Source organism: Candidatus Phycosocius bacilliformis, assembly GCF_003112735.1.
Classification (GTDB): domain Bacteria; phylum Pseudomonadota; class Alphaproteobacteria; order Caulobacterales; family Aquidulcibacteraceae; genus Aquidulcibacter; species Aquidulcibacter bacilliformis.
In genome coordinates this window covers 277,548-301,980 of sequence record NZ_BFBR01000004.1, presented here as the reverse complement: position 1 = coordinate 301,980, position 24,433 = coordinate 277,548, and the positions used below count along the sequence as shown (strand labels likewise).

Annotated in this window: 19 protein-coding genes and 1 pseudogene; 8 read left to right on the top strand and 12 right to left on the bottom strand. The window is 59.2% G+C overall.

Going from position 1 to position 24,433, the window contains the following annotated elements:
* From PbB2_RS16265 to PbB2_RS08565, 3 genes are all read right to left on the bottom strand, one after another.
* The coding region (locus PbB2_RS16265) for a hypothetical protein (protein ID WP_238164928.1) at positions 1-346 on the bottom strand (346 nt) is incomplete at its 3' end.
* A 59-nt stretch (positions 347-405) separates the two neighbouring features.
* Positions 406-1,368, bottom strand: a complete 963-nt coding sequence (locus tag PbB2_RS08570; RefSeq protein WP_108984881.1) for a KpsF/GutQ family sugar-phosphate isomerase — start codon at positions 1,366-1,368, stop codon at positions 406-408.
* A gap of 21 nt (positions 1,369-1,389) precedes the next feature.
* Positions 1,390-2,016, bottom strand: coding sequence for a hypothetical protein (locus tag PbB2_RS08565; RefSeq protein WP_108984880.1), 627 nt, complete (start codon positions 2,014-2,016; stop codon positions 1,390-1,392).
* Positions 2,017-2,067: 51 nt separating this feature from the next.
* Between PbB2_RS08565 and PbB2_RS08560 the strand changes: the two genes are divergently transcribed.
* Positions 2,068-3,285 (top strand): alpha/beta fold hydrolase, encoded by a 1,218-nt coding sequence (locus PbB2_RS08560; RefSeq protein WP_238164927.1) that lies wholly within the window; start codon positions 2,068-2,070, stop codon positions 3,283-3,285.
* A gap of 20 nt (positions 3,286-3,305) precedes the next feature.
* Here PbB2_RS08560 and PbB2_RS08555 read toward each other — a convergent pair whose 3' ends face one another.
* Complete coding sequence (locus PbB2_RS08555; RefSeq protein ID WP_108984879.1) at positions 3,306-4,145, bottom strand: WecB/TagA/CpsF family glycosyltransferase; 840 nt, start codon at positions 4,143-4,145, stop codon at positions 3,306-3,308.
* A gap of 143 nt (positions 4,146-4,288) precedes the next feature.
* Between PbB2_RS08555 and PbB2_RS16455 the strand changes: the two are divergent.
* A pseudogene (locus tag PbB2_RS16455) lies at positions 4,289-4,810 on the top strand (TetR/AcrR family transcriptional regulator); the annotation flags it as partial.
* Between the two features lie 43 nt (positions 4,811-4,853).
* Here PbB2_RS16455 and mnmC1 read toward each other — a convergent pair.
* The 3 genes from mnmC1 to motA all read right to left on the bottom strand — a co-directional run bounded on the left by mnmC1 (position 4,854) and on the right by motA (position 8,254).
* The gene (mnmC1, locus tag PbB2_RS08545; RefSeq protein WP_108984877.1) at positions 4,854-6,692 is read right to left on the bottom strand and encodes an FAD-dependent 5-carboxymethylaminomethyl-2-thiouridine(34) oxidoreductase MnmC1; all 1,839 of its coding nucleotides are present in this window, start codon (positions 6,690-6,692) and stop codon (positions 4,854-4,856) included.
* Between the two features lie 116 nt (positions 6,693-6,808).
* On the bottom strand, positions 6,809-7,087 hold the full coding sequence (locus PbB2_RS08540) for a hypothetical protein (protein ID WP_238164925.1): 279 nt from the start codon (positions 7,085-7,087) through the stop codon (positions 6,809-6,811).
* A gap of 297 nt (positions 7,088-7,384) precedes the next feature.
* On the bottom strand, positions 7,385-8,254 hold the full coding sequence (gene motA, locus PbB2_RS08535) for a flagellar motor stator protein MotA (protein WP_108984876.1): 870 nt from the start codon (positions 8,252-8,254) through the stop codon (positions 7,385-7,387).
* 257 nt (positions 8,255-8,511) lie between these two features.
* Between motA and PbB2_RS08530 the strand changes: the two genes are divergently transcribed.
* Positions 8,512-9,777: an MFS transporter gene (locus tag PbB2_RS08530; RefSeq protein ID WP_108984875.1), complete on the top strand. Its 1,266-nt coding sequence runs from the start codon at positions 8,512-8,514 to the stop codon at positions 9,775-9,777.
* Here the strand turns inward: PbB2_RS08530 and PbB2_RS08525 are convergent.
* Together PbB2_RS08525 and PbB2_RS08520 are read right to left on the bottom strand one after the other, a co-directional pair.
* Positions 9,774-10,205 (bottom strand): metallopeptidase family protein, encoded by a 432-nt coding sequence (locus PbB2_RS08525; protein WP_238164924.1) that lies wholly within the window; start codon positions 10,203-10,205, stop codon positions 9,774-9,776. The genes PbB2_RS08530 and PbB2_RS08525 overlap by 4 nt on opposite strands.
* Before the next feature lie 38 nt (positions 10,206-10,243).
* The gene (locus tag PbB2_RS08520; protein ID WP_108984874.1) at positions 10,244-11,101 is read right to left on the bottom strand and encodes a hypothetical protein; all 858 of its coding nucleotides are present in this window, start codon (positions 11,099-11,101) and stop codon (positions 10,244-10,246) included.
* Positions 11,102-11,188: 87 nt separating this feature from the next.
* On the opposite strand from PbB2_RS08520, the gene PbB2_RS08515 reads away from it, so the two are divergent.
* Positions 11,189-11,848 (top strand): Fe2+-dependent dioxygenase, encoded by a 660-nt coding sequence (locus tag PbB2_RS08515; RefSeq protein WP_108984873.1) that lies wholly within the window; start codon positions 11,189-11,191, stop codon positions 11,846-11,848.
* Positions 11,849-11,852: 4 nt separating this feature from the next.
* Entirely contained in the window at positions 11,853-13,133 is a 1,281-nt protein-coding gene (locus PbB2_RS08510; RefSeq protein ID WP_108984872.1) for a bifunctional folylpolyglutamate synthase/dihydrofolate synthase, read from the top strand.
* On the opposite strand, the gene PbB2_RS08505 is transcribed toward PbB2_RS08510, so the two are convergent.
* A complete protein-coding gene (locus tag PbB2_RS08505) occupies positions 13,126-15,066 on the bottom strand; it encodes a beta-galactosidase (RefSeq protein WP_108984871.1) in 1,941 nt (646 codons plus the stop codon). The genes PbB2_RS08510 and PbB2_RS08505 overlap by 8 nt on opposite strands.
* A 50-nt stretch (positions 15,067-15,116) precedes the next feature.
* Here PbB2_RS08505 and galK point away from each other — a divergent pair, with 50 nt between their 5' ends.
* Entirely contained in the window at positions 15,117-16,235 is a 1,119-nt protein-coding gene (galK, locus tag PbB2_RS08500; RefSeq protein WP_108984870.1) for a galactokinase, read from the top strand.
* On the top strand, positions 16,232-17,245 hold the full coding sequence (locus tag PbB2_RS08495; protein WP_108984869.1) for a UDP-glucose--hexose-1-phosphate uridylyltransferase: 1,014 nt from the start codon (positions 16,232-16,234) through the stop codon (positions 17,243-17,245). The genes galK and PbB2_RS08495 overlap by 4 nt, the downstream gene beginning before the upstream one ends.
* Here PbB2_RS08495 and gltB read toward each other — a convergent pair.
* The gene (gene gltB / locus PbB2_RS08490) at positions 17,242-21,798 is read right to left on the bottom strand and encodes a glutamate synthase large subunit (RefSeq protein WP_108984915.1); all 4,557 of its coding nucleotides are present in this window, start codon (positions 21,796-21,798) and stop codon (positions 17,242-17,244) included. The two genes, PbB2_RS08495 and gltB, sit on opposite strands and share 4 nt — an antisense overlap.
* A gap of 61 nt (positions 21,799-21,859) precedes the next feature.
* Complete coding sequence (locus tag PbB2_RS08485) at positions 21,860-23,317, bottom strand: NAD(P)-dependent oxidoreductase (protein WP_108984868.1); 1,458 nt, start codon at positions 23,315-23,317, stop codon at positions 21,860-21,862.
* A 315-nt stretch (positions 23,318-23,632) separates the two neighbouring features.
* Here PbB2_RS08485 and PbB2_RS08480 point away from each other — a divergent pair, with 315 nt between their 5' ends.
* Entirely contained in the window at positions 23,633-24,433 is an 801-nt protein-coding gene (locus PbB2_RS08480; RefSeq protein WP_108984867.1) for an undecaprenyl-diphosphate phosphatase, read from the top strand.

The window sequence follows — 24,433 nt, the reverse complement described above, 5'->3', positions numbered from 1 at the left end:
GGTGGTCAAGTGCGCAGCTTTGCTGCGTCGCGGTGCGATCGGTTTTCGAAGAAAACCGACACTTGACGACCCAGATGTCGCGCTCAAACTCGTCCATCCGTTTTGGTGAAACACAGGTTTCACCAAATGGTTCCAAGTGGAAAAACCAATCAGACGCGCTGTCATCCCGGACGGCGAAGCCGATCCGGGATCTTGTGCCGCACATGCGCGAGGGGGTCCCCACGCTCCGCTTCGCTTCGGCGGGGATGACATCGTTTAGAGAAGATTTTTGTCTGGAAGCGCTTTGGTGCCCAATCTGGTCACCAAACCGCAATCTCAATTGTTCTTGCGACACCCGGGTGGTCACGTGCGCGGCTTTGCTGCGCGCTGTCCTTGTTCAGGGCACGCGTATGTCTGACCGAGACGCTATATTACGCCGGCGCGCAGCAGGTCGTGCAGGTGCAAGATCCCGCTTGGCCGATCCTGTTCATCGACAGCAAATACCACCGAGCGACCAGACTGATTGAGCTCAGCCAGTGCTTCGGCCGCCAAAGCTTCGGGATGGACCACCATCGGGTTAGCGGTCATGACATCGACTACGGCCAAATGGGCAAAGTCAGCGCCTGCTTTGCGCCGAACGTCACCATCGGTGACAATACCGATCAGTCGCCCATCTTGATCCACCACGCCGGTACAGCCAAAGCGCTTGGCCGTCATCACCAAAAGGGCTTCTGTCATCGGGGTTTGCGGACTGACCAGTGGCAATGCTTCGCCCGTATGCATCAGATCGGCGACCGATTTCAGCATGGCCCCCAATTTGCCGCCGGGGTGATAGACGCGGAAATCACTGGCGGTAAAGCCGCGCCGTTCCAAGAGGGCGACGGCCAAAGCGTCGCCATATGCAATCTGCATGGTGGTTGAGGTGGTTGGTGCGCGTGTTTCCCCACATGCTTCGGGCGCGTCAGGCAACAGCATGAGATAGTCACCAGCCTTCCCCAAGATCGATTGGGCATTGGCGGTCATGGCGATAATGGGAATTCTGAAGCGCTTGCCATAGGCGATCATGTCGGACAATTCCGGCACCTCGCCCGATTTGGACAAGATCAACAGCATGTCGCCAGACCCGATCATGCCCATGTCGCCGTGGCTGGCCTCGGTGGGGTGGATGAATTGGCTGGGCGTGCCGGTCGAGGCCAAAGTGGCCGCAATCTTGCGCGCGACATGACCAGATTTGCCAACCCCGGCGCAGACCAATCGACCCGTCATGGTGCTGACCGCCTCAACAATGGCGGCAAATTCACTGCCCACTGAGTCTTTCAAACGACGCAGGCCTTCGATCTCGACGTCCAAAACGCGGGTTGCAGCGGCAATGGGGGCGGGCAAGCTCATGCAATTAGGCTTTCATGATGATCAGGTCGGCGGACTTGCCGCGGGATCGGCTGGCGGGGGTGACGGCGATTGCGGTGCGGCAGGTGTGGGCTGGGTAAAGATGATGGCCTTAATCTCCACACCGCTCTCATTGCCTTCAATACCCGGCCAAATTGCCAAGGCGCGCGGCTTTTGAGCAGGGTTCGGCAACGCAAATTCGATGGTGGTGAAAGTGGCGGTAACAGGGTGGCTGACCCACTTTACCGGACCTTCGGTTACAAGACCAACAGCCATGCTCTGGGCCGGGGGACGGGCATTGGCGCGAACAATCACCCGCACACCCGTCGCGCCGGCTTGAATGTGGCTCGCCAAGGCATCGCTCAACATCAGGCGCACACCTTTGGAATAGCGCGCATCAGGAGCTAATGCGCTTGTGGCCGTCATCCGCACCCCTTCAAGGTCTTGGCGTGGGCCGGGTGGCGGCATGACAGGGAAGCCAGGGGCAGGGCGGAGTTGCGCCAATTCCGCGCCTTCAACCACCCATCCCAAATTGGTTTGCCGCCCCGTGACGGGTTGCCCTTCTGTTTTCAACAGGGGCAGCGCGGCCAAGCCCACAAGCCCCACGGCCAAGAAGGTCATCATCAGAAAAAAAACGGGCAGACGTCTCATCGTTTTGTTCTTGCCTGCACGCGCCTTTCCCTGCAAGCCTTTAGGCCTGCTATGTCACGTGCGACGGCGGTCCATCTGTCTGTCGTCACCCAGAAAGGCTTGTTGATGACCCGCTTTCCAATCGACCGCTTGCCTGTCACTTTGATGTTCCAAGATGCCTCCGGCTTTAAGGAGACCTATGGCGGCAACCAAGATTGGGTGTTGTGCGAAGGCCAGTTCCTCAAGCCACGCGGTGGGCCTGAAACAAAGACCATCATCCTGTTCATGCATCCGTCGGGCACCATGAATTACCTGCCGATGCCGATTGCCCTGGCCCATGCCGGGATTCCGGTGATGACGTGTGGATCGCGCTATCCCCATAATGATAGTGCGCTGATCATGGAAAAAGTGGTGGTCGATCTCGGGCGCTATGTTCGCCATGCCAAGACTGTGTTGGGGTTTGATAAGGTTGTGCTGGCAGGCTGGTCGGGTGGGGGGTCGCTGTCGCTTTTCTATCAGTCGCAGGCTGAAAAGCCGACGATTAGCACGACGCCAGCTGGCGATCGGGTTGATCTGATGGGTGCGGATCTGATTCCGGCCGATGGTGTGATGCAATTGGCCGCCCATGTCAGCCGTGCCATAACCCTGTCGGAATGGATTGATCCGGCCATAATGGACGAATTGAACCCAGAAAAGCGCGATCCGACCTTGGATATTTATGCCAATGACGCGCCCCATCGCCCGCCCTATTCAGAGGACTTCCAAGCCCGCTATCGGGCGGCGCAAAAGGCCCGTATCGGCCGCATCACCGCCGAGGTTCGCCAGCGGCTGGAGGATTTCCGCAAGCGTGGCGAGACCAATCGCGAGCATTGTTTTGTTGTCCATGGCACGATGGCAGACCTCCGCTGGCTTGATCCCACCATTGATCCCAATCAGCGCCGTCCAAACTGGTGCTATATGGGTGAACCGCATGTCGTGAATATGAGCCCTGCGCATTTGGCGCGCTTTAGCAGTCTGCGGTCCTGGCTGTCGCAATGGTCGGAGGAGAGCCGCGCCGACGGCCCCAGATGCGCCAGTCAGATTCGTGTCCCAGCCTTGGTGATTGAGAACCTCGCCGATGATGCCTGTACGCCTTCCCATGCTGCCCGCATCCGAGACGGCTTTACCCAAGTTACCCCGACCTATCATGCCATTGATGGGGCAACCCATTATTATCTGGGTCAGCCTGAAAAAGTGGCGGAGGCGGTTGGTCATATCCGGACCTGGATGGCCCAACATGGTTTTGATTAACCCGCAGGCCTTTTGCCGCCTCAGCGACGGCCAAGGTCGCCGTCACGCTGGCGTTGCCAGTCGCGCCAGATTGAAAAGATGGCCGGGCCATCAATGAGATAGCGTCGCCACAATTTGCCCGGTTCGCTGATCAGGCGAAACAACCATTCAAGGCTCATGGCCTGCATCCAGACCGGCGCGCGCTTGCGACTGCCGGTCAGGAATTCAATCGAGGCACCCACGCACAAGCCGATCCCAATGGCTTGACCGGTGTTCTTGATCGCCTGGCCCAACATTTCCTGTTGTGGCGAACCCACGCACAAGAAGGTGAAGCGGGCGGGATTGGCCACCACAAACTCAGCGGCTGCGGCCATGGCTTCAGGATTGGTCTTCAGCCCGTAGGGTGGTTGGTGCCAGCGCACATCGGTTAAGTGATAGCGGGCGGTGAGGGCGGCAATCTCGTCTGCATGCGATCCAATGATAACGACCGGCTCATGGCGATCAATTGTCTGCTCAAACAGCACACGCGTCAGATCAGAACCCGGACAGGCTGGTAAGGCTAATCCTGACAAGCGCGCCAACATGGTTAGAATCCGACTGTCATTGACCACGGCCCACGCCTGTTCATAGAGCGGACGCAGGTCCGGTGTCCGGCTTAGACGCACCATATGATCGACATTGGGTGTGCAGAGATAGACAAAGGGCTGGCGTGCCGTGCCAATCTCGGTCACCCGAGCCGCCAAGCCCTGCGGAAGGAAGGGCGTGAACGTCAAATCGAGAAACGAAGTCCGGCGGTCTTCTCCGCGCCGATCAAGAAAAAGCACATCCTCTTGGTTGGTACCAGAGGCCTGCGATCGGTCAGGAAAAGCCAAATTTGTCATGCTTTTAAGTCGCAGAAAAATCTTTCCAGCCCATTACGTTGGGTCAAAACTAAACCTAAAGTTATTAATTACCTGCAGATAGGGTGCTTGATCGTTACTCATGGTTGTGAAACAAACACGATCTCATCGAATTGGAAAGTGAAATGCAGCAAAGCCAAATGCATCAGATTCTGGATGTCGCTGGCGTTATGTTTTTTGAGCAGGGATTCTGGAACGCTAAAATCAGCGAGATCGCGGCCCGCAGTGAGACCTCGACGGCCTCTATTTATAAAGAGTTTAAATCGAAGGATGGTTTGTTCAAGGCGGTCCTGGCGCGCAGGCTCGACCAGTTGAAAACACAGGCACAACCCAAGGCCTGCATGCACGACCCGGTCTCGCATCTCCTTCATGTGGCGCGCCGCTATCAGGCTTTGTGCGAAACCGACTTTTTGCGAGATTTGATCCGTGTCCCAATGGAACGGAACCGAATTCCCGTGACACTTAGGCGCACCATGCGTCGGCAAATCCGCCTTGCGCTGGAGCGGCTCTGTCTGCCAGCTTTGGAAGCATGTGCGGCGCAAGGCTTGCTCGATCCAGCACGCGTGACGCCTGCGCTGCAGCTTCTCAGCGCCTGTATTGAACATCCAACCATGTGGCAGAACATGCTGATGCAACCCGGCGCCCAAACCGGCTCTTCTGGTGTCAGGTTGGCAGACGAAGCCGTCCGCATCACGCTGGCGGCTTACCCTCCGGTGGCGGGCGACGGTCTTGCCCCATTTTCATGCGCTTTCCCTGCCGTGCCGGAGATACCGCTAGGGCCACAGCCCGGTCCAATGGGCTTGGCTCACCACAGGCAGTCGCCACCAGATGCTCTGCCAAATAGGGTGCCGTTGTGAACCCGCGCGAGCCCAGACCGCCAAGACAATAAAGGCCTGGACGGCCCACGATCGGCCCGGCCAGTGGCATGCGATCAGACGTGGTCAACCGGACGCTGGCACGGCCATAAGCAGACCCAAGATCAAGCCGGTTCGCCAGCTCTGGGGCAATTTTGGCCAGGCTCGCTTGATTGCGGGCATGGGCTTCAAGGCTGACCGTCGGCCCTCTGGGGTCGTCCAAGCTCCACGGGTCAAATGTGGCCCCGAACAATAATTGGCCATGAAATGCTGCCGCATAAGGCCCCCCTGCGACGGCAGAATCGGGCAAGGCACCGGTCAGCGGGGCAAGGCTGATTTGTCCAGCCCGCCCCTCCAGTGTGAGGTCCAGAGACAAGAATTTCAACAGATTTGGCCCTGCAGCCACGATACATATGTCGGCTTGAGCCAGAACCGCGCCCTGTGCATCCAGAGCCGTCCATCCTGCAGCGGAAGCCTCGAGACTGGCCACGTGAACCGGATGTCGGATTGCCGATCGGCTCAAAGCAGGCAAGAGGCGATCTGGATAGGCAAGGCCGCCGGTCCGATGCACCAATCCTGCCTGCGGACCCGGTATCAACCAATCAGGTGGCAGGGGCGGATTTTCGGCCAGATCTGCCAGTCGCGCCTGATCGCGCCCATCCTCGGGCCTTTCGACAACCCCAGTGGCGGCAAATGCGTCCTCCCCCAAAGACTGATAAAGGCGGACGGCTTGAACATAAGCCGCGCGAAAGAAGCGGGCCTCGCGCGTGTCTCCGCGATCAAGCCGGGGCATGATCAAAGCCGCAGGATTGCCGCTTGCCTTGGTTTGCCCGCACGGGTCGGCATCGATCAGATGCGGTGTGATTTGGCGGCGGGCCAGGGCGTGGCAGGCTGCTGCACCGGCAATGCCGCCGCCAATTATCAGCGCGCTTTTGGGGCGAGGTGGCGCAGATGAGGCAGGACCCGGCCAGATTGCTTCCAGTCGCTCGCGCTTGGTGCCAAAGCCCGGCTGGCGGTAAACCTCAAAACCAAGCCCGGCCAAGGTCCGTCGAACATGGCCAGCCACAGAATAAGTGGCCGCGCGGGCACCAGGTGCCGATAGACGCGCCACTTCGGCTAACAGCGGCAGGCTCCACATGTCGGTGTTGCGGCTGGGCGCAAAGCCGTCAAGGAACCAAGCATTGGCGGCAAAATCCATTCCCCGCAGCTGGTCCAGCGCGGGTCCAATCAGGATTGTCAGGCAAAGCCCGTCTTCCTCAAACCATATGCGTTGAGGGCCAAAGGCGCGGACGGGCCAGTTTGCCAAAAGGCGAGCAGACAGATCTGCCAGCTCCGGCCAGCAAGCATGTGCCCTTCCTGCATCGGCAGGGGACATGAGAAAAGCCTCGGTGGAAACGACGTGCAGGATCTGATGCGGCTGGCGCGTGGCGCGCCATGCCTGCCAGGTTGCCAAGAAATTGAGGCCAGTCCCAAACCCCAGTTCCGCCAGGGTGAAATGGTCCCGCCCGTTCCAGCCCGCAGGCAAGTCACAGCCAGCCAGAAAGACACACCGGGCCTCTTCCAGACCATTATCGCGCGAGAAATAGGAATCGTTGAACGCCGCGCCCAAGATCAGCCCGGTCTCGTCAAAGGCAAGCTGGGGCTCAGGTGGCAAACGACGGCTTTCGGGAGACATCAGCGCAGACCCAGCATTCTCTCAGGAACGGGGTGTCCCGCATCCACCAAAAAGCAAAAAGGCCGCCCAATGGGCGGCCTTTCGCACAAGACTTTCGCGATCGCGAAAACCGTGACTTACTTCTTTTCTTCGGTCACAGCGTTCACTGCGCCAGCGGCAGCAGCGTCGACAGCGTTGGTTGCGCCAGCAGCAGCAGCGTCAACAACGTTGGTAGCTTCGGTTGCAGCAGCGTCCACAGCGTTGGTGGCTTCAGCAGCAGCAGCGTCAACAGTGTTGGTGGCTTCTGCAGGAGCAGCTTCAACAGCGTTGGTGGTTTCTGCAGGCTTGCCGCAAGCTGCGACGCTGAGAACTGCAGCAACAGCGGCTGCTGCGAAAAGCTTCTTGAGCTCGATCATTGTCTAAATTCCTTCTTTGCCCTGAACGCCACGTCTCGGGCGCAGTGACGGGTTCATTAGAAGGTGTGCGGTTATGAGGCAATAGCGTTACATCAGCAACTTTTGCCAAGCCTGATATGCGTTTTTGCCGTAACAAACGCGTGTCCATACCCGCAACGGCATAGCTGATGCGGGATAAGGGCCTAATTAACCATTAACAATATCAATTACTTAATGGCTGTGGCTACCCCAAAAACGCGAAGAGACTAATTTGAAATTTGATGTTGTAAACCCCAAATTTCAAAATTGACCGCAAACTTAAGCGTCGTTTGGCATGTTGTTGAGGGCTTCTTCGAGCTTGGCAAACGACGGTGCGAGCGAGCTTGGCACGCTGCCGCGACCAATTTCTACCGAGACCTGTGCCGCATTGCCGTGCAAGTGGGCGACCAGCACATCCATGATGATCTTGTAGAATTGATGCTCTTCATCGATGACCTGGGTCAAACGTGTCGCCATCGGGCCGACGATGCCATAGGCCAGGAACACACCCAGGAAGGTCCCCACCAGCGCCTTACCAATCATGCCACCCAGAACGGCTGGGGGTTCAGTGATGGCACCCATGGTCTTCACGATCCCGAGCACGGCGGCCACAATGCCCAGCGCGGGCAAGCCGTCCGCCATGGCCTGCAAGGCATGGGAGGCGCTGTGGGCTTCATGATGATGCTTCTCGAGTTGCTTTTCCATCGCCGATTCGACCTGGTGGGGGTCGTCCAGGTTCATGGTCATCATCCGCAACGTGTCACAGATGAAGTGTGTGGCGTGATGATCTTTGAGAATTTTGGGATAGCGCTTGAAGATGGCGCTATCTTCCGGCTTTTCGATATGGGCTTCCAGCGCCACGACGCCCTTGGCCTTCATGGTCTTGGTCAGCGCAAACAACAGCACCAGCAAATCCTGATAGTCCTGAGCCTTCCATTTGGGCCCACCGGCAATCTTGCCGAGACCTGCGCCAGTCGCTTTGATCGTCTCTATCGAGTTGCCGATCACAAAGGCACCGATGGCCGCCCCGAAAATCATCATGAATTCTAGTGGCGCAGCATGAATAATAACGTCAAAGTGGCCCCCTGCGAGTGCAAAGCCACCAAAGACCATCCCAAAAACGATCACGAGACCGATGACGAGAAACATGTTGCCAACCCATTCTGGAGTAATCAGGACGTGCGACGCGGCACGCGATACTCAAACTTTGTGGCAACACCTCTACAGGAGAAGGTTTAACAGGGGGTGCAAAAAAGGTTTGTGAACGGTTTCGAAGATTGATCAAATGCTGCAAATTCATAGTGATAATCAAAAAATCCGGGTGCTGAGCAATCTGGTCTTCAGATCAGCCATGGTCTTAGGGGCATTTAATGCCCGTCCGGCCCGCCCCATAGGACACCTAAGCCATGACCCTGATTGACCCGCCTGCTTTCGACAATCGCAAGACCTTCAGACTCCTGTTCGTCTGTCTGGCGATCGTCGGCATTGGCAATTCCATGTTGTTTGCCGTTTTGCCACCAATTGCGCGGGAGTCTGCCATGCCAGACTGGTCCGTGTCGGCAATCTTTACCTTGTCAGCCGTCTTTTGGGTCCTGACAAGCCCGGTTTGGGGCCGATTGAGCGACCGTAAAGGCCGCAAGCCGATGATTGTGATGGGGCTAAGCGCTTATGCCATCTCAACAGGGTCCTTTACTTTAATTGCAGCCATTGGCCTCATGGGCCACTTTCATTGGATCGCCTTATTCTTGGGGCTGGCCACAGCGCGCTTGATCTTTGGTGCGTTTGGCTCTGCCACCAATCCTGCTGCGCAAGCCTATGTCGCCGATACAACCACACCAGAGGTGCGCACGCGCGAGATTGCGGCCGTCACATCAGCCTTCGCATTCGGGTCGGCCGCAGGTCCTGCCCTCGCTGCAGGCATGATTGCCAATCTGGGTTTGCTCGCACCCTTGTTTGCCACAACAACACTTGCGGCCATTGGTGCCTTATCCGCCCGCTTCTTTCTGCCAGATGTGGCCATTACCCCGCAGGCGAAAAAGTCTGCCGCCCCGGCATCAGTCTGGCGGCTGGCGCTTAATCCGGCGGTGCGGCCTTGGCTCTTGTTTGGGGTGGTATTGTCGGCGGTGACGGCGGTGATGTTTCAGCAGGTCTCTTTCTATTTCATCGACCGGCTGGGTGTGAGCCCGCGCGAAGGCGCAACTCTGACCGCGGTGGCGCTGGCATTGGGGGCCATGTCGCAGATTGTGGCGCAATTGGTCCTTATTCCCCGCCTGAGTTTAAGTCCGCGCGGATTGATCGTTTGGGGCTGCATCATCACGGGGGCAGGGGCTGCATTGACCGCGCTGGGTGACAGTTTCGGCGTGCTGTCGGTTGCACAAGCCTTGGTTGGCCTTGGTTTTGGCTTGGCCCGGCCAGGATTTACCGGGGGGGCGTCACTGGCCGTCAGCCAGGATGATCAGGGCAGTGTGGCCGGCCTTGTGGTGGCGGCCAACGGGGCGGGCTTTGTGGTAGCCCCGATTTTTGGGGCAGGACTTTACGCCCTCGTCAGCCACCAAGCCCCATTCATCCTATGTGCTGTGGTGCTGGCCATTCTGGCGATCTATGGCCTGACCAGCCGTAAATTGGCCGGCGGCCCTTTGGAAGAAAGTCCGCCCGACCAGCCGGGCGTTTAGTCGGCGGCCTCATCTTCGGCCTCAAGTCTGGCCATATCCGCATCCGACAGCCCCATGTGATGGCCGATTTCATGGACCAGGACATGGCTGACCATGTCTGCCAAGCTCACATTGCCGCGCGACCGCCATTCCTGCACGATTGCAGCCCGGTACAGCCAAACTTCCGGCGGTGGCAGATGCCCCGAATTGGCAATTTCCAAGCGTACACTGGCCCCGCGATACAGGCCCGCCAATTGCAAAGGATGGGACAGGCCGAGCGCCCGCAACGTGGCTGGATCAGCGGCTTCGGCAACGCGAAAAACCACCCGGCCACAGGCAATGCGAAAAGGTTCTGGCAGCCGGGCGAAAGCCTGTTCGGCCAGATCTGCCAGATCGTCCAGATCAGGTTCGCGTGGAAGTGAGAAAGAATAAGTCTGCATCAGGCTCATATGGGGAAGCAATCTGCGCCCCGAAAGAGCCTGTGCCTTTACCTAATTCCTGACAAGGCCAATTCCGCCCGTGATGCCGCTGCAGTGACCTTGGCAGTTGGGGCGGGTTGATCGGGAATGGTGACACTGGGGAACAGGCTCAACAGGCTTGCAATATCGGTGGCCAATTGTTCGGTCCGCTTTTTGTCCATATGCGCCAATTTCTGCTGTGCCTGTTGGAAGGCCTGATTGGCAGCCAATACCGCACCATAGGCATGCTGATACTCGGTCGGATCATTGCCTTCAGGCTGGACAACACCACGATAGAGGCCAGCGCCAATACCCAGCATGCCCTTGATGACTTCTGTTTCTTCCGCCCCGGCTGCCAGCCTTGCCGCCTCCGTGACTTTGGAGGCCTTGGCAAAGGCGGCCTGGATTTCCGCTTTGCTTTTTTTTCCGTCAATGGCCGCGATCACGGCATCATAACTGGGCTTCAGCTCTTTGACTTTCTCGTCGAGTTCAGCCGCATCGGGCTGATAGACTTCCAGCAAACCCTGCGCGATCAGAACGGAGGCTTCGTCCACCTGTCCGGCGTCAAAGGACTTTTGGGCGATCAGCAGAAAGCCACCCAAATGGGTCACCCGCAGACCCAGCCAGGACTTGGCATCCACATTGGAATAGGCATTGGCGGCCCCGGCCTCACCGCTCTCACCTCCGGCACTGGCCGCCGCTGGGGCCGCTGCCACAGGCTTGGCCCCTTCGCCTTCGCCTTCACCACCGGGCTTAGATGCACTCGCAGATTGGCCTTCCCCCGCCGCAGATCCGGCTTCACCACCTGGCTGGCAGGCGGCCACGCCGATCAAGGCCATTGCACTGACACCCAGCAGCGTCCAGGTACGGGGCTTGAATTCCATCATCGGGGATTTCCTTGCTGCAAAAACTTCTGTTGACGGAGTGTGGCCGAGGCTAGATGAAAATGCAAGTCGTTCGCAGGTAGAAAGCTGATGTTGATAACAATCGACCAGATATTGGACGAAGAGGACCTCACCCGCGTGAGGGCCGAGGTGGCTGAGCTTGTCTTTGTCGATGGCAAGGCAACTGCGGGCGCCCATGCCAAGGCGGTGAAGAATAACCAGCAAGCTACCGGAACCGCCGCTCAGACCGTTGTGGAATTCGTGCAGCGGGCCTTAGAGCGCCACGATGTGTTTGCCGCCGCCGCACAGATCAAGACTTTCGGGCCGATCCTGATTTCCCGCTACCAGGTGGGCCAAGCCTATGGCCTGCATGTCGACAATGCCTTCATGGCGGGGGTTCGGGCGGATTTGTCTTTCACCTTGTTTCTCAACCCGCCCGATACTTATGATGGCGGGGCTTTGTGCATTGAGCAGGCCGCAGGTCGGCAAAGCATCAAACTGCCCGCGGGAAGCCTTGTTCTGTATCCAACGACCACAGTGCACGAGGTCGAAGCCGTTACGCGGGGCGAACGATTGGCCATTGTGGGCTGGATTGAAAGTCGCATTGTCAGTGCTGAAGCGCGCGAGGCCATGTTCGACTTGGCCCAAGTCCGCGCCCATCTGGCGCAGATGCCGCAGGTTGATCCGCTGGTCCGCCTGACGCTACAGAAGGCTGAGGCCAATCTCATGCGCCTGTTGAGCCGGTTTTGAGCTGATGACTGCCGCAGACATTTTCTACAGTTTTCCCCGCAAGATTGATCTGGGGCTTGCCAGAGTTGCCGCCGCCCTTGAGGCGCTGGGCCGCCCGCAAGATTTGATCCCACCTGTTATCCATGTCGCGGGTACCAATGGCAAAGGCTCAACTGTCGCCTTCTTGCGCGCCATGGCCGAAGCTGCGGGCCAGACGGTTCACGCCTATACCTCGCCCCATTTGGTGTCGATCCACGAGCGGTGGCGTGTCGCAGGCAGCCTGATCGGCGAGGCTGACCTCCTCGACATTGCCCATCGGGTGCAGGCTTTGAGCAATCAGATCCCGCTGACCGTCTTTGAAGCAGAAACTGTGGCCGCCTTTGTCGCTTTCAGCGAAACCATGGCCGATCTCACCTTGCTGGAAGTCGGCTTGGGCGGCAGGCTCGATGCGACCAATATCGTCACCAAGCCAAAGCTGACCATCATCACCCCGGTCGACTTCGATCACAAGGAGATGCTGGGGGATACATTGGCCAAGATTGCCGGGGAAAAAGCCGGCATTTTGAAACCTCATGTGCCCTGTGTGGTCAGCCGTCAGGCGGATGAGGCCTTAGCGGTGATCGAGCGTCGGGCCGAGGCACTTGCTGCCCCTCTGCATGTGTTTGGCCGCGACTGGGACTGCTATCGCGAACGCGATCGCCTGATCGTTCAGACGCTGGATCGGCTGATCGACCTGCCTCTGCCGGGCCTTGCCGGGGCCCATCAGCTTGAAAACGCCGGTGCCGCAGCCGTGGCGATGCTGCTCTATGGCCTTGATGAGGCCGCGATCGCCACAGGTGTTCACCACGTCAGCTGGCCCGCGCGGATGCAACGCTTGCAGGCAGGCCCCTACGCTGACTTGGCCGCTGCGGCAGGGGCGGAATTGTGGCTCGATGGTGGGCATAATCCGCATGGGGCAGCCGCCGCTGCCGCTCATATGGCGAGCCTGCAAGCCAAGGATCCACGCCGACTTGTCTTGATCACCGGCCAATTGAACACCAAAGACCCAACAGGCTTTTTTCAAGCGTTCGAGGGCTTGAGGCCTCAGGTCATTGCCGTACCGGTGCGGAGTTCCGATGCCGGGCGGCCACCCGCGGACCTGGCCGCGCTTGCCCGAGGTCTGGGCTTTGTGGCGCTGTCCAGTGACAGCCCGCTCGACGGGTTTCGACAGGCCTTGGAACAGGAAGGCGGGCCGGCGCGCATCCTGATCTGTGGGTCGCTCTATCTGGCAGGCGACATTCTGGCAGACGGACCTGCGCTTATCTGAGCTTCCAAGCTGCTACGCCTGCGGGCGGCAACTCGACCCCACCGATCACAAAATCAAGGCTTGTCGCCCCGGGCACATAATCTGCCAGATTGACCGGGGTTGCCTCATAATTGATGGCAAATTGGATGTTGCCGCGCTGGCGCAACCGAAGCCCGTCGGGCAGAGCCAGAACCGCCAATCCGCGTTCAGCACATCTTTTGGCCAAAACGGTCTCCAGAAGCTGTGCATCAGGCCAGCAGGCCAGATAATCGACCGCTTCGGTGCGATACCAAATCCCGTGCCCACTGTCCGTGCTGGCCTCCGGGGTCAGCGGGGAAGCGATATGTTCAAGCCAGCGGGTGACCTGAAAAGGTCCGGCCTGTTCGATATGGCCTGGCCTCAGGCTTTCAACCCGATTGACCGTGATCGGGATTAAGGTGCGCGCACCTCCCGGAGGCAGATCAGCCGGGATCTGAAAATCATCCGTCTTGGACCCCGTGCGCGGCCCCAGCACACACGCCGCCCCGCTGGCCTTAAGGCGCAGGGCCAAATCCACCGGCCAGAAAATCTGCAGTGGGCACAACACGATCTGATAGCCGGTCAAATCTGCCGAAGGATGCACGACATCGACCGACAGCCCCAGGCGACGGGCCGCGGCATAAAAATGGATCACAAGTTCCAATGGGCGGTAATCGCGCCCTTGTGGTTGGATTTGGGTTGCCCAGACCGCTTCATAGTCAAACACCAGCGCGACCGGGGCCTGACGATGGGATCCGGGGGTGAGGGCCTTTATCTCTGTGGCGACTTGGCGGGCCTCATAGGCCGCTTCGGCTTCAGAAGAATCAGGCCGCAACAGGCCTGCATGCATTTGTTCTTGGGCGAATGGGGCCTGACGCCAGCGGAAATAGGACACACATTCTGCGCCATGGGCCAAGGCCTCCCACGTCCAGGCGCGCACCATGCCGGGCAAAGGAGCGGGGTTCCATGCCGACCAATTGACCGGACCGGGCTGTTGCTCGATCACCTGCCAGCGGCCCTTGCCCACCCCGCGATAGAGATCGTGATGGAAGGCGGTGAAGTCGGGGTGGCCCTGCCGCAGAAAGCGCAGTTTGGTGGCTTCCGGCCACCAAGCCCATTCCAGAAAGCCCAGTGGATAGGAATCCCACGCCGCCACATCCAATTGCTTGCCCAGTTTGAAATGATCAAAGGCCGTGAACATGCCCATATAATTGTGCAGCACATCGCGGCCCGGACTGTGGGCACGGATGATGTCGGTCTGCACCTTGTCAAAGGCTGTAACCTCATCACTGGCAAAGCGCGCCCAATCCTGCCGGTGGGCGGGATTGGCTTCGGTGACGGTCTCGACCGGGGGATCAATCTCGTCAAAATGGCGGTATTCCATGCTCCAAAACACATTGCCCCAAGCCTTGTTCAGGGCGTCGATTTGGCCATATTTGTCAGCTAACCAGCGCCGAAAGCCTGCGCGCGCGGCATCGGAATAGGAGATGATGGTGTCATGGCAGCCATATTCATTGTCGGTCTGCCACGCCTGCACGGCGGGATGCTGGCCATAGCGGCGGGCCAAAGCCGCGACAATGCGCGCACATTGGGCCCGGTAGGTCTGACTGGAAAAACAATAATGTCGGCGCGACCCAAACCGGCGCGGCCTGCCATGGGCATCGACCGCCAAAACATCTGGATGGGCATCAATCAGCCATTTGGGCGGGGTGGCCGTCGGTGTTCCCAGCACGATGTGCAGGCCGGCACGGTGTAACGTGTCAATCGCCCGGTCGAGCCACTCAAACGTCAAGACACCGGGCTCTGGTTCGATCCGGCTCCACGCAAACTCGCCAATCCGCACCTGTGTGATGCCGATTTCAGCCATGTGACGGGCATCCTCGGCCCATTGGGCTTCGGGCCAATGTTCAGGATAATAGCAGACACCCAGTTTCATGGCGGTTTCCCATCTTGGCAGCGCGTTCAAATGAACCTAGCGATAGCGCCATGACGACGCCAAGCCCATCCAACATTGTCCAGACCCGCTTTAAGGATGCTTTTGCCGGAACGCCAAGGCTGTTTCGTGCGCCTGGTCGGATCAATATCATTGGCGAGCATGTGGATTATGCCGGGGGCAAGGTGATGCCGGCGGCCATCGACTTTGCCTGCTGGGTTGCCGCCCGTCCGAACGGTCAGAATCGGCTTCGCGTGATCAGCGACCTTGGTGATGGGGAATTGCCGCTTGATATGTTTGAGCGCCACGGCGATTGGCGCGACTATGTGGCCGGAATGGCCTTTGCCTTGCGCGATGCTGGCCATCCTGTGGTGGGCCATGATTTGGCAATCGCATCCGATGTGCCGATGGGGGCGGGTGTATCCTCATCTGCGGCGCTGGAAGTCGCTGTGGGGCTGGCTTTGACGGGCGGCGCTGTCACCGGCAAACAGCTTGCAGTGGTCGCCCAAGCCGCTGAGAACCATTATGTCGGCATGGCCTGTGGCATTATGGATCAGTTTGCCAGCGCCTGCGGTGTGGAGGGCCACGCCCTGGTCCTTGATTGTTCAAGTCTGCACGCCCGCCCGATCGCCATGCCAGACACAGCCTGCTTCCTGATTGTCGATTCAGGGGTCAAGCATCGCCACACCAGTGGCGGCTATGCCAGTCGCCGAGCCGATTGTGAGACTGCGGCCAAAGCCCTCGGCGTATCGCTCTTGGCAGAGATTGCCAGCGTTGACGCGCTGGCGGGCTTGTCAGGCAATCCCCTCAAGCGTGCCCGTCATGTGGTGAGCGAAATCGCCCGCACCAGTGCCGCCGAACAGGCCCTTGCCACATCAGATCTGGCCCATTTGGGCCAATTGCTTAATCAAAGTCACGCCAGTCTGTCATCGGATATGGAAGTCTCGACGCCCGAAGTGGACCGCCTGACGGCAATAGCTCAAGCCACGCCAGGGGTTTATGGTGCACGCATGATGGGGGGCGGCTTTGGCGGCTCGATCATCGCGCTGGCTGCACCGTCGGCAGCAGAGGCCGCCCTCGACGCGATCTTGACCACCTATGCGCAGGATCTGGGCCATCGTCCGGGGGCCTTTGTGGTGCGCGCAGCAGCCGGGGCGGGGGAAGTATTATGAGCGCCGAGCGCCCCCACCGCCGCCTCAATCTGTTAACCGGGGACTGGGTGCTGGTGTCGCCCCACCGCATGGGCAGGCCGTGGCAGGGCGAGGCTGGGGCCCCTGTGGCCGATGATGCGCCAAGCTATGACCCTCATTGCTATCTCTGCCCCGGCAATGCGCGTGTCGGCGGGGTGGTCAATCCCGCCTATGACGGCCCCTGGGTGTTCGACAATGATTTTCCCGCCTTGCTGGCAGAGGCGACCACCGCCGCCCATAGGGACCCATTGTTGGTTCAGGAGGCTGAAACCGGCCTCTGTCGGGTGATCTGCTACAGCCCGGACCATGCCCGCACCATGGCGCGGATGCGGCCGGACGAAATCGAGGCGGTGGTGCGTCTGTGGACAGACCAATGGCAGGAATTATCCGCCCGGCCCGACATTGGCGCGGTGACCATTTTTGAGAATCGCGGCGCGATGATGGGGGCAAGCAACCCCCACCCGCATGGCCAGATCTGGGCGACCGCCAGCGTGCCCAACGAATTGGCCCGTGAAGTCACGCGTCAGGCCGATTGGATGGCTCTGCATGGCAGCCCACTCTTGACCGATTATCTGGCCCGCGAGCTGGCCGAGGCGACGCGCATCGTCTGTGCACAGGATCATTTTGTCGCGCTGGTGCCGTTCTGGGCGGCTTGGCCGTTTGAGACCTTGATCCTGCCGCGACGGCCAGTCGCTGCCCTTGATGAGCTGACGAGGGACGAGCAGGCCGATCTGGCCCGTTTAATGTCGCGCCTGACGGCACGTTATGACCGGGTATTTTCGGCCCCCTTCCCCTATACAATGGGGCTGCACCAGCGCCCGACGCAGGCCCCAGCACCGGGATTTGTGTTCCATATGCATTTCTACCCCCCGCTCTTGCGCTCTGCCACAGTGCGGAAATTCATGGTCGGGTTTGAAATGCTGGCCATGGCCCAGCGCGACCTCACACCAGAGGCCGCCGCAGAGCGTTTACGCGCAGTTTGGGTCGATTAAGCGGAGGCGAGGGCAGCTTCTGCGTCCAAAGGCTGTGCCAGACGGGTCAGCATTTCCTTTGGCACGACTTGCCAGACATGGCCGATTTCGGTCTCAAGATCCTCCAAAATCCGTCGGCCAAGGGGTGAGCCTGTGGCTTGGACATGGCGCTCCAGCAGGCTGGTGAATTGCTCGGCCCAATAGGGGCTACCAATGCGCCGCCACACAACGCTGTCGGGATTGATCAGCTTTGGCAGGCGATTGGGCGGATCCCAGACAAAGGCCATTCCGCCCGTCATGCCCGCCGCGAAATTATCGCCGACTGGCCCCAGCGAGATCACGAGGCCACCGGTCATATATTCACAGCCATTGGCCTCCATACCTTCCACGACGGCAGAAGCGCCCGAATTGCGCACCGCAAACCGCTCGCCGGCTTGACCAGAGGCGAGCAAAGTGCCCGACGTAGCACCATAGAGGCAGGTGTTGCCGATGATGGCGTTTTCTTCCGGCTTCAAGCCAGAACCAGCAGGGGGGCGCAGGATGATGGTGGCCCCAGACAATCCTTTGCCGACATAATCATTGGCATCACCCACCACATCCAGCGTCAATCCTTGAACGCCAAAAGCGCCGAGGGATTGCCCACACGACCCCTCCAGCCGGACCGTCAGACGGCCGTCAGGCAGGCTGGCCATGCCGAAATTGCGCACAATCGCACTGGATGAGCGGGTGCCAATGGCGCGCTGAACATTGCGCACACTATAGGCCAGTTGCATCTTTTCGCCCCGCTCAAAGAAGGGCGCTGCATCGCGCAGGATTTGGGCATCCAATGTATCGGGGACTTCGACGCGTGGTTTGTCCGTCCCGAAGCGCGGCGGACGCGCCCCTTCTACCCGAACCAAGAGGGGATTGAGGTCAAGGTCATCGAGATTGGCAGCACCACGGCTGACTTGCCGCAGCAGGTCCGTGCGGCCTACCACATCATTCAACGTGCGGAAGCCGAGGCTGGCCAGAATCTGGCGCACATCTTCGGCAATAAAGCTCATCAGATTGACGACTTTTTCCGGCGTGCCGGTAAAGCGCTGACGCAGGGCTTCATCCTGCACGCACACGCCGACAGGACAGGTGTTTGAATGGCATTGGCGCACCATGATACAGCCCATAGCGACCAGCGAAGCTGTGCCGATGCCAAACTCTTCGGCCCCCAGCATGGCAGCCATCACAATGTCGCGGCCAGTGCGCAGCCCGCCATCGGTGCGCAGCACCACATGGTCACGCAGATTATTGAGCGTCAGCACCTGATGGGCTTCGGCCAGACCCAATTCCCACGGAATCCCGGCAAATTTGATCGAGGTCTGGGGTGAGGCCCCGGTCCCGCCGACATTGCCAGCGATCAAGATGATGTCGGCCTTGGCCTTGGCTACGCCTGCTGCAACCGCCCCAATGCCCGATTGGGCCACCAGTTTGACGCAGACTTTGGCGTCAGGATTGATCTGCTTGAGGTCATAGATCAGCTGTGCGAGGTCTTCGATCGAATAGATGTCATGATGGGGTGGTGGGCTGATCAGGGTGACGCCCGGCGTTGCATGGCGCAGACGGGCAATCATCTCGGTCACTTTGAAGCCGGGCAATTGGCCCCCTTCACCGGGCTTGGCCCCTTGGGCCACTTTGATTTCAATTTCACGGCACTGGTTGAGATATTCCGCTGTCACACCAAAGCGGCCGGAGGCAACTTGCTTGACCGCCGAATTGGGATTGTCGCCATTGGGTAAGGGCTTGTAGCGGTCGCGATCTTCCCCGCCCTCGCCTGACACAGACTTAGCCCCAATGCGATTCATCGCCACATTCAGCGTGCCATGGGCCTCTGGGCTCAAGGCCCCCAGCGACATGCCGGGCGTATTAAAGCGTTTGCGGATTTCATTCAGGCTTTCGACTTCATCCAGCGACACGGGCTTGGCGGTCGACTGGAAGTCGAGCAAATCGCGCAATTGGATGGGTGGGCGACCCCCCAACAGGCCGACATATTTCTGATAAGCCGCATAAGAGCCCGTGTTACAGGCGGTCTGCAATTGGTGGATCTGGGCGGCCTCCAGCGCGTGGGGCTCACCCGAAGCACGGGCCTTATAAAGCCCGCCAATAGGCAGGCTGACCACGGCCTCTTCCCAAGCCTTGGCATGAATGGCCTGGGTCTTGAGGGCGATACCCTGCAGGCCAATCCCGGAAATGCGCGAACTCATGCCGGGGAAGAAGTCGGCCACCAAGGCGCGCGACAGGCCGAGCGCCTCGAAATTATAGCCGCCGCGATAGGACGAAATCACCGAAATCCCCATCTTGGAGAGGATTTTCAACAGGCCCGCTTCAACGGCCTTTTTGTAATTCACCACTGCCTGATTCAGGCTGAGTGCGCCCAGAAGGCCCCGCGCATGCCGGTCTGCAATCGCCTCTTGGGCGAGATAAGCATTGACACAGGTCGCCCCCACACCCACCAGAACAGCAAAATAATGGGTGTCGACACATTCAGCAGCCCGGACAATGATCGAGCAATAAGAGCGCAGGCCCTTGGCAACCAGATGGGCATGCACCCCACCAGTAGCCAGAATCATCGGGGCGGCAATCCGGCCTGGCCCTTGGTTTTCATCGCTGAGGATCAATTGGCTTTGGCCCGCGCGCACGGCATCTTCGGCTTGGGCCTTGATGCGATCAAGCGCCTCGCGCAGGGCTGTGCCTGCAAGGTCCGGGTCCTCGGGCACATCATAGCTGCAGTCGATAAAGGCCACGCCACTGCCCAGCATGGTCATCATCCGCTCATACATGCCCGTGGTCAGCATCGGGCTGTCGAGGACGAACACATCCTGCTGGGTTTCATCTTGCGCCAGGATATTGCCGAGGTTCTTGAAGCGGGTTTTCAGGCTCATCACGCGCTCTTCCCGCAGGGGGTCGATGGGCGGATTGGTGACCTGGCTGAAGTTCTGCTTGAAGAAGTGCGACAAAGGCCGATAGCGCGATGACAACACGGCCAGCGGGGAATCATCGCCCATTGAGCCAAGCGCTTCCTTGCCCTCTTCGGCCATCGGGGCCAGCACGACTTCCAATTCTTCCAAGGTCAGACCGGCAGCGACCTGACGGCGCAACAAGTCTTCGCGCGAATAAAGCCGTGGCTCCGGCCCTGGACCGATGCGGGCTTCCAGATCCACCACATTGGAATTCCACTTCACATAGGGGTGGGCGTTCGCCAATTTGTCGATAATGGCTTCATGATCATAGAGTTTGCCCTTCTCCATATCCACGGCCAGCATTTCGCCGCGCCCAACGCGGCCCTTTTTGACGATGGTGCGGCCATCGAGTGGGCACATACCGGTTTCAGAGCCGACGGCCAGAATACCATCGGCTGTCACTGAATAGCGCATCGGGCGCAGACCATTGCGGTCCATTCCGGCCACCGCCCAACGCCCGTCATAAATGGCCAAAGCGGCCGGGCCGTCCCAAGGTTCCATCACCGCATTGCAATAGGCATAAAGCGCCATATGGCTGGGCTTCATGATGTTTTCTTGCTTGGCCCAGGCTTCGGGCACCAAGAGCGCCTTGGCCATCGGGGCCGAACGTCCGGCGCGGACCAGCACTTCGCACACATTGTCCAGCGCCGCAGAGTCTGAGCCTCCTGCTTGCACAATCGGCTTCACGTCTTCCTGATAATCACCAAAGGCCTCTGACGCCATCGGGATTTCGTGGCTCTTCATCCAATTGATATTGCCCTTAACCGTGTTGATTTCGCCATTATGGGCCAGCATGCGGAAGGGCTGGGCCAGATGCCATTGCGGGAACGTATTGGTGGAATAGCGCTGGTGATAAATCGCCACGGCGGAGACGAATTTCTCATTGCGCAGGTCCGGGAAGAAGCTGTCGATGGCTTCGGCCAGGAACATCCCCTTATAAATGACCGACTTGGACGAAAACGAACAGACATAGAAGCCGTTCACATTCGAGGCCAAAGCGCGCTTTTCGATGCGGCGGCGGCAGATGAAAAGGGTGCGTTCCAACTCTTCGGCGCTGCGCCCGCGCGGGTCGTAAAACAGGATTTGTTCGATTTCGGGACGGGTGGCATTGGCCTTTTCGCCAATGACCGAAATATCCACCGGCACCTGACGCCAGCCATAAATGTAGAAGCCAAAATTGAGGATTTCGCGCTCCACAATGGTGCGCGCGGTCTCTTGAGCCCCAAAATCGGTGCGGGGCAGGAAAATCATCCCCACACAAATCGGATCATCGGTCGGGCTGTGGCCCGTCCGGGCTACCTGCTCGCGGAAAAAGTCTTGCGGCACATCAACCCGCACCCCAGCCCCGTCGCCGGTTTTGCCATCGGCATCGACTGCCCCCCGGTGCCAGACGTTCTTCAGCGCTTTCAGCGCCATGGCCACAATGTCGCGGCGGGGTTTGCCATCGAGCGCACACACCAGGCCGACCCCGCAGGAATCCTTTTCATCACCGGGATTATAGGCATGCGCTTGGGTCAGCTTGTCGCGATTGGCCAGATAGAGGTCGATGTCGCGGGAACCGGTGGTGGGGGGCAAGTGGGTCATGATCATTCACCTTTGGCGGGCGCGTGCCCGGTCTGTATCATCTGGCAGCGGCGGCAGTGCTCTATTGAGCGGCCACCTTGGCGGCTTGGGCGCGCAGGCGCGCCTGTTTGCGCAGGGAGGTGTGAATATGCTCGGCGGCTTCACGGCCATCCTTAATGGCCCACACGACCAGCGAGGCACCACGCACAATGTCCCCGGCTGCATAGACATTGGGGATGGAGGTTTCCCCGGTGATGGCATCGGCCCGAATGGTTCCCCAGCGGCTGACCTTCAATTCAGGCTCGCCAAACAAGGTGGGGACGGGTTCTGGATCAAAGCCCAACGCTTTGATGACCAGATCAGCCGGCACATCAAAATCGGCCCCGGCAACTTCCTCAGGCGACTGCCGGCCCGAGGCGTCTGCCTCACCCAAGCGCATGCGCGCGGCGACAACCGCGGTCACGCCCTGATCATTGCTGCGCACCGCTTTGGGGGCGGCCAGCCACTCAAACACCACGCCTTCATCTTCGGCATTGGCAACTTCACGCGCGCTGCCGGGCATGTTGGCGCGGTCGCGGCGATAGAGGCAGGTCACTTTCGCGGCACCTTGGCGCACAGCCGTGCGCACACAGTCCATCGCGGTATCTCCCCCGCCAATCACCACCACGCGCTTGCCTGCAGCATTGAGGGTGCCTGCAGCAAACGCAGCCACCGTATCGCCCAAACCGACGCGATTGGACGCGGTCAGATAATCGAGGGCCTCAACGACACCCGGCCCGGATGAACCCGGACAGGGAAGTGCGCGGGCTTGATACACGCCAATGGCGATCAACACGCTGTCATGGGCTGCCCGCAGATCGGCCAGCTTGCCATCGCGGCCAATCTCATAATTGAGTACGAATCTCACGCCGGAAGCCTCCAGATGCGCAATCCGGCGGCCAACCACATCCTTTTCCAGCTTGAAGCCTGGGATGCCATAGATCAACAGGCCGCCCGCGCGGTCATAGCGGTCGTAGATCGTGACCTGATAGCCCTTATTGCGCAAAGCCTCAGCTGCGGCCAGCCCTGCAGGACCGGCCCCGACAATTCCGACATGTTCTTGCCGCTCGACTGGGGGCACAATCGGCTTGATCCAGCCATTCTGCCAAGCATTTTCAGTGATATAGCGTTCCACCGCGCCAATCGTGACGGCCCCATGACCTGATTGCTCGATCACGCAAGCGCCCTCGCACAAGCGGTCTTGCGGACAGATGCGGCCACAGATTTCCGGCATGGAATTGGTGGCCGAGGACAAAGCATAGGCTTCTTCCAGCCGCCCCTCGGCAGTCATTTTCAGCCAGTCGGGGATGTTGTTTTGCAACGGACAGCCGGATTGGCAGAAGGGCACACCGCATTGGGAACAACGCGACGCCTGTTCATTGGCCTTTTGCGTGATGAACTCGCCATAAATCTCATGGAAGTCGGCGGTACGTTGGTCAGCCGGACGTTTTTCGGGCGTCTGAGGGTCAATGCTGACAAATTTGAGGAGCCGTTCGGCCATGGGAATCTCTCATCATATCGGGGCGAGGCCATACCAACAGGGCCAGATGCCCGTCTCAAGCAGACAATCACGTCGCTGGCAAGTTGAAACTGCATGATTAGGTATATAATGATACCAAAATAAGCTCTATATCGATCTGGGTGCCGCAAAATGTCGCGATTGCGTGACAATAAGGCTGATTATTTAGGTTGATTTTAATACCTAACGCAATTCTGCAGCTTGGTCTGGTCTTGTCCCCGAAGCCATGCGAAGAGGCCAATCTCCCGTGCCAGCCTTTGCCGGCCAGATTTTGTCGGCCAGATTTTGTCGGATGTTATGAGCGACCATCTCCTTGCGATCCTGTTGGGCATTTTGGAAGGCCTGACCGAATTTCTGCCGATTTCCTCGACCGGGCACCTCATCCTGGCTGAGCATTTATTGCCCGGACAGGTCCCCGACATGTTCGAGACCATGATCCAATTGGGCGCGGTTTTGGCGGTTGTTGTCCTCTATTTCGAAAAGCTGTGGGGGGCTTTTGTCACCCTGCCCAGCAGTGCGGCGTCGCGCCAGTTTGCCGCCGCCGTCATATTGGCCTTTTTCCCTTCCATGGCCTTGGGGGCATTGCTGCATGATTTTATCAAGGGCGTGTTGTTCAGCCCGGTTGTGGTCTCGGTCACGTTGGTGGTGGGCGGGGTCTTGATTCTGCTGGCCGAGCGTTTCCGCCCGGCTCCGCGTGTGCTGGATGTCGACGATATTTCAGTCGGACTTGGTCTTAAAATCGGGCTGTGCCAATGCTTGGCGTTGATCCCCGGCATGTCCCGCTCTGGGGCGACCATCATCGGGGCCATGATGCTCGGCGTGGACCGCAAGCCGGCTGCAGAGTTCAGCTTCTTCCTGTCCATCCCGACCATGATCGGGGTATTTGCCTATGAGGGTTGGAGCAATCGGGACGCGCTTTTGGCCCAAGGCAGCCAGGATCTTATCCTGGTGGCGATTGGCTTTATCGTCGCCTTCATCACCGCCATTTTTGTGATCAAGCTGTTCATCGGCATCGTCCAGCGCATGGGCTTTGCCCCCTTCGCCTATTACCGGATTGTGGTGGGGCTGATCATGCTGGCCATCTTCTGGCCTGCCTGA

Coding starts and splice junctions, on each gene's coding strand:
- PbB2_RS08560 (WP_238164927.1), top strand. CDS start 2,068: ATGTCACGTGCGACGGCGGTCCATCTGTCTGTCGTCACCCAGAAAGGC.
- PbB2_RS08570 (WP_108984881.1), bottom strand. CDS start 1,368: ATGAGCTTGCCCGCCCCCATTGCCGCTGCAACCCGCGTTTTGGACGTC.
- mnmC1 (WP_108984877.1), bottom strand. CDS start 6,692: ATGTCTCCCGAAAGCCGTCGTTTGCCACCTGAGCCCCAGCTTGCCTTT.
- PbB2_RS08540 (WP_238164925.1), bottom strand. CDS start 7,087: ATGATCGAGCTCAAGAAGCTTTTCGCAGCAGCCGCTGTTGCTGCAGTT.
- gltB (WP_108984915.1), bottom strand. CDS start 21,798: ATGACCCACTTGCCCCCCACCACCGGTTCCCGCGACATCGACCTCTAT.
- PbB2_RS08565 (WP_108984880.1), bottom strand. CDS start 2,016: ATGAGACGTCTGCCCGTTTTTTTTCTGATGATGACCTTCTTGGCCGTG.
- PbB2_RS08555 (WP_108984879.1), bottom strand. CDS start 4,145: ATGACAAATTTGGCTTTTCCTGACCGATCGCAGGCCTCTGGTACCAAC.
- galK (WP_108984870.1), top strand. CDS start 15,117: ATGACGACGCCAAGCCCATCCAACATTGTCCAGACCCGCTTTAAGGAT.
- PbB2_RS08480 (WP_108984867.1), top strand. CDS start 23,633: ATGAGCGACCATCTCCTTGCGATCCTGTTGGGCATTTTGGAAGGCCTG.
- PbB2_RS08505 (WP_108984871.1), bottom strand. CDS start 15,066: ATGAAACTGGGTGTCTGCTATTATCCTGAACATTGGCCCGAAGCCCAA.
- PbB2_RS08530 (WP_108984875.1), top strand. CDS start 8,512: ATGACCCTGATTGACCCGCCTGCTTTCGACAATCGCAAGACCTTCAGA.
- PbB2_RS08510 (WP_108984872.1), top strand. CDS start 11,853: ATGACTGCCGCAGACATTTTCTACAGTTTTCCCCGCAAGATTGATCTG.
- PbB2_RS08485 (WP_108984868.1), bottom strand. CDS start 23,317: ATGGCCGAACGGCTCCTCAAATTTGTCAGCATTGACCCTCAGACGCCC.
- PbB2_RS08495 (WP_108984869.1), top strand. CDS start 16,232: ATGAGCGCCGAGCGCCCCCACCGCCGCCTCAATCTGTTAACCGGGGAC.
- PbB2_RS08525 (WP_238164924.1), bottom strand. CDS start 10,205: ATGAGCCTGATGCAGACTTATTCTTTCTCACTTCCACGCGAACCTGAT.
- PbB2_RS08520 (WP_108984874.1), bottom strand. CDS start 11,101: ATGATGGAATTCAAGCCCCGTACCTGGACGCTGCTGGGTGTCAGTGCA.
- PbB2_RS08515 (WP_108984873.1), top strand. CDS start 11,189: ATGTTGATAACAATCGACCAGATATTGGACGAAGAGGACCTCACCCGC.
- motA (WP_108984876.1), bottom strand. CDS start 8,254: ATGTTTCTCGTCATCGGTCTCGTGATCGTTTTTGGGATGGTCTTTGGT.